Annotated in this window: 11 protein-coding genes and 1 pseudogene; 3 read left to right on the top strand and 9 right to left on the bottom strand. The window is 66.9% G+C overall.

Annotated features, from left to right (window positions below; genetic code table 11):
- The 9 genes and pseudogenes from LQ326_RS14460 to LQ326_RS14420 all read right to left on the bottom strand — a co-directional run.
- Window positions 1-487 (bottom strand): annotated as a pseudogene (locus tag LQ326_RS14460) (SDR family NAD(P)-dependent oxidoreductase); the annotation flags it as partial.
- 327 nt (window positions 488-814) lie between these two features.
- Window positions 815-1,594, bottom strand: coding sequence for a class II aldolase/adducin family protein (locus tag LQ326_RS14455; protein WP_234536392.1), 780 nt, complete (start codon window positions 1,592-1,594; stop codon window positions 815-817).
- A 46-nt stretch (window positions 1,595-1,640) separates the two neighbouring features.
- Complete coding sequence (locus LQ326_RS14450; RefSeq protein WP_234536390.1) at window positions 1,641-2,378, bottom strand: class I SAM-dependent methyltransferase; 738 nt, start codon at window positions 2,376-2,378, stop codon at window positions 1,641-1,643.
- Between the two features lie 56 nt (window positions 2,379-2,434).
- Entirely contained in the window at window positions 2,435-4,165 is a 1,731-nt protein-coding gene (locus LQ326_RS48290) for an SUMF1/EgtB/PvdO family nonheme iron enzyme (RefSeq protein WP_234536389.1), read from the bottom strand.
- Window positions 4,166-4,278: 113 nt separating this feature from the next.
- Window positions 4,279-4,905 (bottom strand): hypothetical protein, encoded by a 627-nt coding sequence (locus tag LQ326_RS14440; protein ID WP_234536386.1) that lies wholly within the window; start codon window positions 4,903-4,905, stop codon window positions 4,279-4,281.
- A 267-nt stretch (window positions 4,906-5,172) separates the two neighbouring features.
- Window positions 5,173-5,709: a hypothetical protein gene (locus tag LQ326_RS14435; protein WP_234536383.1), complete on the bottom strand. Its 537-nt coding sequence runs from the start codon at window positions 5,707-5,709 to the stop codon at window positions 5,173-5,175.
- A 60-nt stretch (window positions 5,710-5,769) separates the two neighbouring features.
- A complete protein-coding gene (locus tag LQ326_RS14430) occupies window positions 5,770-6,996 on the bottom strand; it encodes an FAD-dependent oxidoreductase (RefSeq protein WP_372496844.1) in 1,227 nt (408 codons plus the stop codon).
- Window positions 6,927-7,925, bottom strand: a complete 999-nt coding sequence (locus LQ326_RS14425) for a 2-hydroxyacid dehydrogenase (RefSeq protein WP_234536380.1) — start codon at window positions 7,923-7,925, stop codon at window positions 6,927-6,929. The genes LQ326_RS14430 and LQ326_RS14425 overlap by 70 nt, the downstream gene beginning before the upstream one ends.
- Window positions 7,926-7,938: 13 nt before the next feature.
- Window positions 7,939-8,706, bottom strand: a complete 768-nt coding sequence (locus tag LQ326_RS14420; RefSeq protein ID WP_234536378.1) for an iron-containing redox enzyme family protein — start codon at window positions 8,704-8,706, stop codon at window positions 7,939-7,941.
- A 540-nt stretch (window positions 8,707-9,246) separates the two neighbouring features.
- Between LQ326_RS14420 and LQ326_RS14415 the strand changes: the two genes are divergently transcribed.
- The 3 genes from LQ326_RS14415 to ligA are packed head-to-tail and all read left to right on the top strand — an operon-like array spanning window position 9,247 to window position 12,664.
- Window positions 9,247-9,396: a hypothetical protein gene (locus LQ326_RS14415; protein ID WP_234536376.1), complete on the top strand. Its 150-nt coding sequence runs from the start codon at window positions 9,247-9,249 to the stop codon at window positions 9,394-9,396.
- 57 nt (window positions 9,397-9,453) lie between these two features.
- Window positions 9,454-10,455, top strand: a complete 1,002-nt coding sequence (locus LQ326_RS14410; protein WP_234536374.1) for a methionine synthase — start codon at window positions 9,454-9,456, stop codon at window positions 10,453-10,455.
- A gap of 13 nt (window positions 10,456-10,468) precedes the next feature.
- Window positions 10,469-12,664, top strand: a complete 2,196-nt coding sequence (gene ligA, locus LQ326_RS14405) for an NAD-dependent DNA ligase LigA (protein WP_234536372.1) — start codon at window positions 10,469-10,471, stop codon at window positions 12,662-12,664.
- Window positions 12,665-12,838 lie beyond the last annotated feature (174 nt).

Genomic DNA, 12,838 nt, shown 5'->3' with positions numbered 1-12,838 from the left:
CGGCGTGAGCCGTTCAGGTCCGAGGGGCCGATGTTGGCCAGTGCGTGCATCAAGCTGGGCACGGTCACGATCCGGGCGCCGGGCGTGGCGAGCAGCGCGGGAAGCAGCAGGCCAGTGAGGGCGAAATAGCCCAGGTGGTTGACGCCGAACTGGGTCTCGAAGCCGTCGGCTGTCGTCCCGTACGGGAGCGCCATCACGCCGGCGTTGTTGACGGGCGGGTCGACACGGTCGTACGGCAGCCGGTCCGTGAACTCCCGCACAGACGTGAGGTCGCCGAGGTCCAGCCGTACGAACTCGGCGTGCGCCCGCGGCACCTCGGCCACGAGCCGGTCGGCCGCCGCGTTGCCACGCACCTTGCTCCGGCAGGCGAGCACCACCCCGGCCCCCCCCGCCGCGCCAGCTCCCGCGCGGTGACATACCCGAGGCCGCTGTTGGCACCGGTGACGACGGCGGTGCGGCCGGTCTGGTCGGGGATTCGGCGTTCCAGGCGGGCATGACCGAGTCCTTCCGTGGGGCGGAGTGCCGGAAAACACTGGCCACAAGCATGTCCACTCGGGATCATGCGGTCCATGACAGCCCCCGAAAGGCCGATTCCGCGTAACCGCCCGGCACCCTGCGCGACGTCCTCCCCGCGGCCCGCGGCCCGCGCCCGCGCCCCCGCCCCTGGTGGTACCGGTGCCAGGCCGACGGCGCGGAGGGGCGGCGAGCCACAGGCGGCACGGAGTTGCGGCGGTCGGGACCGGTCGCACACGGCACCGGCGTGCGGTGCTTCGTGTTCCTGGTCGGTACAGGAGCCGTCGCGACGGAGCCCTGATCAGATCCAGTAGTCCGGGGCGACTCTGTCGAGGAGCCTCAGCAGAGCGGCCCACACCAAGTCGTACGCCAGAGCGTCCTGCAGGCCTGGGTCCTCTGTTTCGACGTTGAGCTGCCGGGCGGCATACTCGCACACCACGTCACCCGGAACGACCAGTTGTGCACCGCCCGACTGCGCCAGGATCTGGATCCGGCAGGCCTTCTCCAGGTAGTACATACGCAGAAATGCCTGAGCCGCCGAACTCCCGACGCTCAGCAGCCCGTGGTTGCGCAGGATCATGACGGGGTGCGGGCCCAGATCTTCCACCAGTCTCTCCTGTTCGTCGGGATTCAGTGACACCCCCTCGTAGTCGTGGTAGGCGACGCGCCCATGGAACTCCATCGATATCTGGTTGACAGGCCGCAGACCGTCCCTCTGGGCTGCGACCGCACAACCCCATTCGGTGTGGGTGTGGAGTACACAGTGGGCGTCGGGGCGTGCCCGGTGGATGGCACTGTGAATGACGAAACCGGCGGGGTTCACCGGGGGCCCCGCCGCGTCGAGGGGCTGCCCATCGAGACCGATTCGGACGAGGCTGGAGGCGGTGATCTCCTCGAAGAGAAACCCGTACGGATTGATCAGGATGTGGTGGCCGGGCCCTGGCAGACGAAGAGAGATGTGCGTGAATATCAAATCCGTCATCCCGAAGTGGGCGACCAAACGGTAGACAGCCGCCAGTTCACGCCGCAGACGCAGTTCTTCGTCGTCGGCCTCGCCGTGATGCACCGGTTCGTCTTTCACCAGCGAACTCCTGCTTTCCTGCCGTGCCGCACCGCCGATAGAACGGTCAGCGGCCTGCCCGGCACCTCACGAGATAGAACTCTGAGTCATGCCGGTATCGGCCGCCGTTGTAGTCGCCGGCCTCGTCCGCGATCATCAATCCTGCGTACCGCAGCATCGCCCTGATCTCTCCCGCCATGGCGTAACGGTTCACCCACAGCACCTGGTGCTCCACTTCACCGGCCCGGTCCTTCACCGTGTACGTTCGGACCTGACGGGCTAGCTGTGTCGCGGAGTCGAACGCGTAACGACAGGTGAGAGTGACCACCCGCTCGTTCGTCCGATCCTGTTTGACGACGCGCTCCTCAGCCCCATGGAGCCAATCACCGAACGTGGCCCAGGCAAGGGCTTCGAAGGCGAAGACCCCGCCGGGGCGGAGGACACGCCGCACCTCGGCGAAGAGTCGGAGCCAGTCCTCCTGATCCAGAAGGTAGTTGACGGACCCGAAGGGGCAGATGACCGAGGTCAGGGAGGCCGTTCGGAGGGGGAGGTACTGCATCCTGGCGCATAGCTGCCGCACCACGACGCCCTCCGCCACCGACCTCTTCCCGAGCGCGTGCAGCATGTCGGCCGAATGGTCCAACGCGATCACGTCGACGCCGGCGGCCGACAGCGGCACGCTGATTCTCCCGCTACCCGCTCCCAGCTCCAGCACCGGGCCGGTACCCACCACGGACCGCCAGTACCCTAGGTCCTCGTTGTACCCCTGGTAGGTCCAGTCGTAGAGGTCGGGCCGGTCCTCCACACGCGAGGGGACGGGCGACGCGGCCGGCGCATGGGCATTTCCCATTCCCGAACCCCCTACATGGTGTAGTAGGCAACACGGAAGCCAAGGTCCACATAGGCGTTCTGCGGCGGGTCATAGGACCTGAACTGGATCTTTCGTGCATTCATCTCACGTGAGAACCACGATCCTCCGCGGACAGTCCTGTCACCCTGGTCCGAGATATCCTCGCGCCCGGGACGGGCGTCCGAGTACGACCAGGCCAGGGATTTAGTCCATTCCCAGACATTACCCACCATGTCTTGTGGTCCGCCCTCCCAGGTCGCCCATGGAAAGATCCCCACGGGCACTGACTGCTGAATCCAGTTCACTTCGGTCCGGACATGGGCCATGTCGTCCTCCCAGGCCTCCCCCCACGGATAGGGCTGCGAGACCGGACCGCGCAGACAGGCACGCTCCCACTCGAACTCCGACGGGATGTCCACGAAACCACGGTCGTCCAGGGAACCGTTCTCCCGCAACCTCTTCGTCAGCCACCGGCAGTAGGCCAGCGCCTCCCACCAGTTGACGCCGACTACCGGCTGGGTCGGTTGGTTGTACCTGGGGTCCCACCAGTAGAGCGGTACCTCGCGGAGCAGGAGTTGGTCGACATAGTCCTGCAACGCGTTCTCATCCACGATGCCCTCTCGCATTTCCTTCCGGAGATGCAGGCGCTGGGAGGCGGTCGATCCGATGCGTGGGCCCTCGGGGCCATCGATGAACGCGGGATCCTGCATCGCCCACAACCGGGCCGGCCCCTCGGGCCAGCAGTCGAGGTCACGGTAGCCGCCGGAGAGGATGAACTCCGCGTATTCCCTGTTGGTCACCGGGAACTTCGCGATCCGGAAGGACGGGATCTCCTCATTCCGCTGTGGATGCCAGTCGATGAGTCGATATTTTTCGTCCTCTGAGTCCAACGGACTGACGCTGCCCACTGGAAATGTCCCGCCAGACATGCACATGCTTTCCGCCACTAGGGCGCGTGAGCTTTCCTCCCAGGTGACCGGGTTGAGCTGTGCGTAGAGCGTCGCTGACTTGGCGCGTTTGTCGAGCGGGATCGCCCGGTCCGTTGATGCGGCGGTCAGGGCAGCCGATACGGTGCGATGCAGACCGCGGCTGAGACCCGTGGCAGGGACGTCCGGCATGGCCACCCGGAGGGCAGCCATCAGTTCACCGGCGAGGATCTGATAGGTGAGGGCGCAGGCCGCGTCGTCTTCGGCCGCGCTCACCAGCTCCGCGGTGACGGCCGTGACCAGGCGGTACCCCTCGAAGGTCGACTGGGCACTGGCCCAGTACTTCAACGGTGCGTGCCAGACGACGCTCCGGCAGGACTCCACAATTGTCTGTGAGCTTCTGTGCGCCATCGCGCAGCCGGCGAAGTAGTCACGAAACAGGCTCTCCCGGAAGGAGAGCCGAGCGGAGCCGTCCACAGCCAGGATGCCGTGGCCACGCCGAAGGAAACCGACGTAGTCGGCCACGGCCGGATACGCGTCGTAGAACTGGTCGTCACCCCCCAGGGCGCGCACGATGGGCGCTTGCGTGGCGGATGCCGGTATCGCATTGGCCAGTGGGTCGACGGCTCGCAGCGAAACGACCTCGAAGCCGATCTCCTCCATGATCCGCTGTATCTCGGAGTCGTATTCGGCCCGCAGTAGGCACGTGTTCTGCGATTCTCCTGGCCGACGCCGAGGGCGCTTACGCAGGAATTCGTCCGCGGCCAGCCGGCAGAAGTGACCGATCGACGTGGGGATCTCACGGTTCTGCTCCACCGATACGACCAGGAGATGCAGGAGGTAGGGAACTCGGGCGGCGGACGCCAGCGCGCTGTCCGCACGGACAGCCGCGATGAGTTGTCGGGCGAGGTCTCCGTCACGTCTCGGCATCAGCCACCGAACCAGGTGTTGATGTACGTCTCGACATCCTGATGCCGCGGCGGACGCAGGGTGTAGACCTGGACCTGACGTGACCGCGCGCAGTCGTTCGAGAACCAGGTGGAATCAGAGATCGTCATGAGGATCCGCAGGTTCGGGTAGTGGACCTGGAGTTGCGCCACCGTCGACAATATGGTCTTGCAGGACCAATTACCTGAGCTTCGATGACCGTTCGTGGGGACGTCCTCGACCCCGTCCACGAAGAGGAAGGCGTTGTCGAGCGAGTTCTGAAGGGCGGATCTGGCGGTTTCGCCGTAGCCGCCTATCTCGGCACGTGCCACGGCGGCCTGGACGATCGCTTCGGCTATGGACACGAAGTTGTCCTGTGCCGGAACGTCCAACGCGTCGAACAGCAAGGGCACGGGGCCGTCGGCCTCACCGGCGAGTAAGCGCTTCGCCAGTTCAGAGGCGTAGTGGACACAGACCGATGTACGTCCTGAACAGGGTGGCCCGATCAGGACGAGTGACCGGCTAGTGCCGTTCAGGATCAACCCGTCGAGTGGCAAGCCGGGAGCATCCTCGTCATCAGGAGGAAGGCTTCTGGACAGGCAGACGATCTCCCGCGCCTCCCGGGGCATCCATACCGATTCCAGGGGCCGGTCCGGCAGGACTCCTGTCTCGGATCCCTCGGGGGCGAGGTCTGGAAGCGCCCGGATGGCCCCCAGATAATGGGACAGTTCCGGAACCCGCTCGGAAGACCGCCCCTGCGGGACAGGCGTACGGCCTTCCGTGCTCTCAGAGGAGGACCGCTCGGGGGAACCACGGAATGCCTGAGGATGAACACGCCGAACCGACATGCCTCGCTGATCACTCGCGTTGTCTCCTGCCGCCATCTCACCTCGTGCCTAACTACTAGTGCCGGTCTGGTGCCACGTGATGGGGCCGCGCACCTTGCTGATGCCGCCCATTTCGGATCGGCTCCAGAGCTGCCCGCCACTGTCCACGAACGTCATCTTCAGCGGAAGCGCGTGTGACTGGTCTGCCTGAGCCGGTACCGCTACCTCGTAGTCCGTCCTTCCCGGTGTGATGGGGCCGAGTTCCTCATGGCACAGATGCACGGCGCCGTCGGGGCTGTCAATTCGCCAGCGGAAGACGGGGAGCGAGGCCGAGTTTTCGATCTGCACGGCCCAGTAGGGTTCGTTGACATCGGACAGCACATTCATCCACGCCGCGACGGAGGTTTGCTGTCGCTCGCGGTCCCTGTGCTCCGAGCGGAAGACCACGCCGATCGCCGTCGCCACGGCCGCGAACTGGCCCAGACCGCTCACCCAGTCCCCCCAGGTACCGGCCGCTTTGTAGTCGAACTGCTTTCCGTAGGGCTGCAGTCCCCAGAGTGGCATCATCAGCACCAGCACCAGAACGGCCAGCAGTCCCCAGCGCATACCGGCACTGCGCCATATGCGCTTCGCTCTACCGATCACGCTCTCCCTCAGTTTCCTGGCCTACATGAAGCGCCTAGGGTTCATCATGCGTAGGGCCGCGAGGTGACTCTCGCTCACACGGGTCCTCGAGAGGAGTGCGGTCACCAGAGCTCCGGTTACCGGCGCCAAGGTGATACCGACGCCGAAGTGTCCAGTGGCGAGGACGACACGGCCGTCCTCATCGATCGGTCCGATGAGGGGGTAGCCGTCAGCGGTGCCCGGTCGGACTCCCGCCCAGGACCTCAGAAGAGCCCAGCGGTCAGAACTCGGCACCATGATGTGCAGGGCATCCAGCAGGCTTCGGGTCGCCTGCTCTTCCGGAGCCTCGTCCCAGCGGTCCTCGTCGTACGTCACTCCGACCACCACGCGCCCGTCGCTGCGTGGCACCACGTACGACGAGACGGTTTCTCCCTCGACGGGGATCTTCGAATAGATGTGGTGTCGGAGGGAGTAGGCCCGGCTGCCTGGCACCCTTAGCTCCGCCGCCTGCCCACGGACGGGGAACTGCGCCCGCTCGCCCGTGGGCACCAGTTCGGGGCTCCAGGCGCCTGCCGCGACCACACACGCGTCGCCGCGCAGCGTGCCCCTCGTACCCAGGTCGATTTCCGCACCGCTGCCGGAGCGGCGGACGCCCTCGACCCGCACCCCGCTCATGACCGTGACCCCCGGATCTTTGGTCAACGCTCCGACCAGCGCCGACATCAGCACGGCGGGCTCGAGGGCCGCTTCGCTCGGGAGCCTGACAGCCGACTTCACCTGACGGGACAGCAGCGGCTCCGCCCCGGCCACGGACTCGGGGGCGAGGTGTTCCACGGCGAATCCCTGGGCGATCCATTGAGGCACCACCTGATCGTGGAGCCTGTCGGCTTCTTCCTCGTTCAACGCCACCTGAAGAAGGCCCGACTGCAGGAACGGAACGCTCACCCCGGACTGGCTCTCAAGGAACTTGAGCCAGTCCGGGTACATCCTCCGGCTTTCCTCCGCCAGTACCCGCAACGGCCCTCGGCAGAAGTCGTCACTCTGCGGCGTGATCCCTCCGATGGCTGCCGAACTGGCGGCCAGGCCCAGACCTTCCCTGGCGTCGATCAGGACGACGCTGTCGAATATGTTCCGGGCTTCGAGGGCGATCGCACAGCCGACGACGCCTCCTCCCACGATGAGCAGCTTGGATTCCACACTCAGTCTCTCTCGTTCACGACGTAGGCATCCGGCGCTCCAGTGACCACGTTGATGATGGACTGGATGCACTTCAGCGCCATGGCATCCCGCGCGTCGTGCGTGAGCGACGCGATATGGCCGGTCACGAGGAGTTGGGACTCCGGCAGGGCGAGAAGTTCGGCGGTCTCGGCGACCTCGACGTCGTAGAAGCCGTCGAATGCCGCGGTACGGATACGGCCGCTCGTCAGGCCCTGGAGCAGCGCACCAGGCGCCACGACGGATGGCCTGGCGGTGTTGATCAGACACACGCCCCCGGGCGGCAGAAGCCCGATCTCATCGCTCCCGATCAACCCACGGGTCTCCGGTGTCTCGGGAACCATGAGGATGACGCTCTCGGCCCAGGACAGCAGGTCGGGCAGCTCTTTGTACGTGATACCGAGACGCTCCTCCTCAGCGGGCTTGCGGGTGCGCGAGAAGTACGCCGTCTCGGCATTGAGCCCGATCGTCGCGATCTCCGCAATCCTCGTGCCGATCGCGCCCAGCCCGACGATGGCCAGCCTGTGACCGGCCACGTCCCGCTGCTTCTGCTCGTTCCCCCCTCGGCCGGCCCGGAAGTCGGCGGCGTAGGAGGGGATCTGCCTGCGCTGGGCCAGAAGCAGGCCGACGGTGAACTCGGCGACGCTGCTGGTGAGCGTGCCGGGGGTGTTTGTCACTGCGATACCGAGATCGCGGGCCGCGTCCGCATCGACGAATGACATGTATCCGACGCCGAGGAACCCGACCACCTTCAGCGATTTCGCACGGCTCAGAACCTTTCTGGAGGCGTACTCGTCTCCGCCCAACAGGTAGCCGGTGCACCCTTCGAGTTCGGCTGCCAGCTCATCCTCGTTGAGGAGTCCGGGCACCTGGTGCACCCGGAATCCTTCCTGCGTCAGCCTGTCGAGATGCTCCTCGGCAACACTGCTGCCCGTGACGAGGATCTTTCCAAGATCTGCCATCTGTACCCCAAGCTCAGGCATGGATTGTCAGTACCTACGCGAGAATTTCGTACAACTCGTCGTAGTACTCCTTGCGCGCGATTACGGATCCACGAGCAGCCGCCAAGTAACCATCGGCCAGCGACGGGTCCCGCGTGATCAATTCGGACGCGATGTGGGCCATGATCGCGGAGTGGGCCGTGTCCTCATCGATGTTGGCATGGAGGAACTCCGCGTAATCCGCGTCCGGCGCCGCACTTTCGAATGCCTGCTTCACCGCTCCGTATTCCGGAACAAGCATCTGCTCGTTACCGACCCCCAGGCCGCCCAGAGCATTCACAGGGGTGTCCATGAACCCTGCCAGCGCACGCAGGAACGTGTGCGTCGGGGCGGCCACGGTCACAGCCTCCTGCGGGATGCCCATGCTCTCCCTCAGCCTGTGCAGCAGCCAGGGGTGCGAGGCACGGGCCGCCCCTTTCCTGACTCCACCGTGTTCGCCCTGGATGACCAGGTTGAGTCTCGCTCGCTGGTGCACGTTGACCACCGCGCTGGCGGTCAGATTGAGCAGTTGTGCGAACACCCCGGTGACGAACAGTTCCTGCGTTACCCAGAACTCCAGTGCCTTTCGTGAACCGGCGGCGACCCTGAAGAACGGATGGTCCTCTATCCCGCTGTCCGGCACCAGTCGACTCGCCAGTTCGACCACCGGATGGAGCGTCGAGGTTTCAACGGGCACGAAACGCGACTCGTAATCCCAGGCATCCACGTTCGAGTCCACGAGGCGAAGCGCGGATTCCGCATGCCACGGACCGATGTAGGTCATCCCCCTCCCTCCCTTTGCGACATCGCATGCCTACAAGTGACCGGCACTCGCAGATGGCGCTCGTACCCCTTGACCCTGGTGGCACCTCATCGGCGGTCAACACCGAAGACCTCGGGCCCGATACCCGTTCATCTTGCCTCATGTGGACGCGACTTGACGAGGTTTCGGGTCATGCAGACGGATTGATACTGCGGCTGCGGGCTGCGATCTTCATTACCGCGATGCGGTTTTGTTCGCTAATGACTCAGTGGTGATCGTCTCCGGTGGCGTAGCCGCCAAGCGGACCGGCTGAGCCGGCGAGCCGCTCCGTGCGGGCGCTGATCTGCTCGGTGCGCTGGCGGCGTGCGGCTTTCTCAGCGCCGTGCCACTACTCCACCGCTTCCGCCCGCTTCTCGAGGTGTCGAGGATCTTCTCCGCCTCGGTCAGTGACTCGGCGAGTAGGGGCCATAGGACCAGGACCACGTCGTCGACCAGGCCGCGGGGCTGGAGCTGAGCGAGCAGGACCTCGCGGATCTGCGGGTTGTCGCCGCAGGCGAGCTGATGCGCGGCGAGACGACGCTGATCCTCTCGGCGGTCGATGCCGTGGGCCGCGCTGCCGCTGAACGTGTCTACGGCGAGTGCCTAATGCGCCGCGCCCTCCTGCTCGAGAATGGCTCCCGCAACTCGCTGATGACCTACGGACACCGGTAGGAGGCCGACGTGATCAAGACGACCAACTCCACCGCACGCCGAGCATAGGCTCCTCACGTGAACGAAATCTCCGACTTCGGCCCCGCCACAGCCATCGGCTCCCTCCCCGGCACCGACGCCCGCGAGGCCGCCAAGACCGCGACCGGCAGCTTCGAGGACTTCCCCTTCCTGCCCGAGCTGCCCGCCCGCGGCCCCGGCGCCGACATGATCGGCCGCACCGCCGGCCTGCTCGTCGAGCTGTACGCGCGCGTGGAGCCCAGCGGCTGGCGGATCGGCGACCGGCCGGGCCGGGACACCCGGCGGGCCCGGTCCTGGCTGGGCGAGGACCTGGACGCGCTGGAGGAGTTCACCCAGGACCACCAGGGACCGGTCAAGGTCCAGGCGGTCGGGCCCTGGACCCTCGCCGCGGCCCTGGAGCTGAGGAACGGCGAGTCGGCCCTGTCCGACCCCGGCGCCTGCCGTGACCTGGCCGCCTCCCTCGCCGAGGGCCTGCGGCTGCACCTGGCCGAGGTGCGGCGGCGCATCCCCGGCGGCCGCCTGGTGCTCCAGCTCGACGAGCCGTCCCTCACCGCCGTCCTGCGGGGTCAGGTGAAGACCTCCTCCGGCTACCGCACCCACCGCGCCGTCGACCGCCAGATCATCGAGTCCATCCTGCGCGACGTGCTCGGCGTGCACGCCGACGGCCCGGTCGTCGTCCACTCCTGCGCCCCCGACGTCCCCTTCGCCCTGCTCCGCCGTGCCGGAGCGGCCGCCGTCTCCTTCGACTTCTCGCTCCTCACCGAACGTGACGACGACGTGATCGGCGAGGCGGTGGAGGCGGGCACCCGGCTGTTCGCCGGTGTGGTGCCGAGCACGGACACGGCATTGTCAGACCCTGCCGGTAGCGTCATGGGTGTCAGAACGCTGTGGCGCAGGCTGGGGCTGCGGCCGGGACTTCTCGCGGAGTCCGTCACGGTCACCCCGACGTGCGGGCTGGCGGGCGCTTCCCCCGCGTACGCCCGGCAGGCGCTCGCCCACTGCGTACGGGCGGCGAGATCACTCGCGGACAACCCAGAGTAACGGGAGGAACACGGTGGCCGGCGACAAGCAGCAGGCTCGGACGGCAGTGCCCGCCGAGGCACGGGAGAAGCACGCGCGGCTCGCTGAGCAGATCGAGGAGCACCGCTTCCGGTACTACGTGAAGGACGCTCCCGTCGTCAGCGACGCGGAGTTCGACAAGCTCCTGAAGTCCCTGGAGGCGCTGGAGGACGAGTACCCCGAGCTGCGCACGCCCGACTCGCCGACCCAGAAGGTCGCGGGGGCGTACGAGACGGAGTTCACGGCCGTCGAGCACCGCGAGCGGATGCTCTCGCTGGACAACACGTTCAACGACGACGACCTGGCGGCCTGGGCCGACCGGATCCACCGGGAACTGGGCGAGCAGGAGTACCACTTCCTGTGCGAGCTGAAGGTCGACGGCCTCGCCGTCAACCTGACCTACGAGCACGGCCGCCTCACCCGCGCGGCGACCCGCGGCGACGGCCGCACCGGCGAGGACATCACGCCCAACGTCCGTACGATCGCGGAGATCCCGGACCGGCTGCACGGCGAGCGCGTCCCCGACCTGGTCGAGATCCGCGGCGAGGTCTACTTCCCGATGGAGAAGTTCGCCGAGCTCAACGAACGCCTGGTCGCGGCCGGCGACAAGCCGTTCGCCAACCCGCGCAACGCGGCCGCCGGTTCGCTGCGCCAGAAGGACCCGCGGGTCACCGCCAGCCGTCCGCTGCACATGGTCGTCCACGGCATCGGCGCCCTGACGGGCTTCGAGGGCCTGAAGGGGCTCTCCGAGGCGTACGACCTGCTCAAGACCTGGGGCCTGCCCACCTCCCCGCACAACAGGGTGGTCGACGACCTCGACGGCGTACGGGAGTTCATCGCCTACTACGGCGAGCACCGGCACTCCGTGGCGCACGAGATCGACGGGGTCGTCGTGAAGCTCGACGAGATCCGCCTCCAGGGGCGCCTCGGTTCGACGGCGCGTGCCCCCCGCTGGGCGATCGCGTACAAGTACGCGCCGGAAGAGGTCAACACCAAGCTGATCGACATCAAGGTGGGCGTCGGCCGCACCGGCCGGGTCACGCCGTACGCCCAGGTCGAGCCGGTCACCGTGGCCGGCAGCGAGGTGGAGTTCGCCACCCTGCACAACCAGGAGGTCGTCAAGGCCAAGGGCGTGCTGATCGGCGACACCGTGGTGCTGCGCAAGGCCGGTGACGTCATCCCCGAGATCCTCGGCCCGGTCGTCGACCTGCGGGACGGCAGCGAGCGGGAGTTCGTGATGCCGGCCGAGTGCCCCGAGTGCGGGACGCCGCTGCGGGCGATGAAGGAGGGCGACATCGATCTGCGGTGCCCCAACGCCCGTGCCTGTCCGGCTCAGTTGAGGGAGCGGGTGGCGTACCTCGCGGGCCGGGAGTGCCTGGACATCGAGAACTTCGGGGCGGTGGCCGCGGCCGCGCTCACCCGGCCGCTGGAGCCCGCCGACCCGCCGCTGGTCGACGAGGGCGACCTGTTCGACCTCACCGTCGAGAAGCTGCTGCCCATCAAGGCGTACGTCCTCGACCCCGACAGCGGGCTGCCCAAGCGCGACCCCAAAACCGGCGAGGAGAAGGTCGTCACGGTCTTCGCCAACCAGAAGGGCGAGCCCAAGAAGAACACCCTCGCCCTCCTGCAGCACATCGAGGAGGCCAAGACCCGCCCGCTCGCCCGCTTCCTCAACGGCCTGTCCATCCGGCACGTCGGACCGGTCGCCGCGCAGGCGCTGGCCCGCGAGTTCCGCTCCATCGACCGCATCGAGCAGGCCACCGAGGAGGAGCTGTCGAACATCGACGGCGTCGGCGGCATCATCGCGACGGCGCTCAAGGAGTGGTTCGCCGAGGAATGGCACCGCGAGATCATCCGAAAGTGGAAGGCCGCTGGAGTCCCGCTGGAGGACGAGTCGACCGGGGAGGACGAGGGGCCGCGTCCGCTGGAGGGCCTCACCGTCGTGGTGACCGGCACCCTGGAGCACCACACCCGGGACGGCGCCAAGGACGCACTGCAGACCCGCGGAGCCAAGGTGACCGGATCGGTGTCGAAGAAGACGTCGTTCGTGGTCGTCGGTGACAACCCCGGATCGAAGTACGACAAGGCGATGCAGCTGAAGGTTCCGGTTCTGAACGAGGACGGATTTGTCGTCCTTTTGGAGCAGGGACCGGACGCGGCGGCCGAAGTCGCCCTTCCGGTCGAGGAGTAGCGGTTGAAGGCCACCCGTTCGGTGCATATCAGATGCATACGGGTGGCCGGTGCGCAATCGGGCAACCGTCGACGACCGCTGCCCGTGGAAGCGTTCCGCGGCCTACTGTTGAGCTATGCGCCTGCCGTGCCCAGCTGCGGTCGGGGCATTGCCGTGCTCGGGCAGGGCACGGAC

The organism is Streptomyces shenzhenensis, from assembly GCF_021462265.1.
Taxonomy (GTDB): Bacteria; Actinomycetota; Actinomycetes; order Streptomycetales; family Streptomycetaceae; genus Streptomyces; species Streptomyces shenzhenensis.
This window is presented reverse-complemented; position numbering and strand designations above follow the sequence as displayed.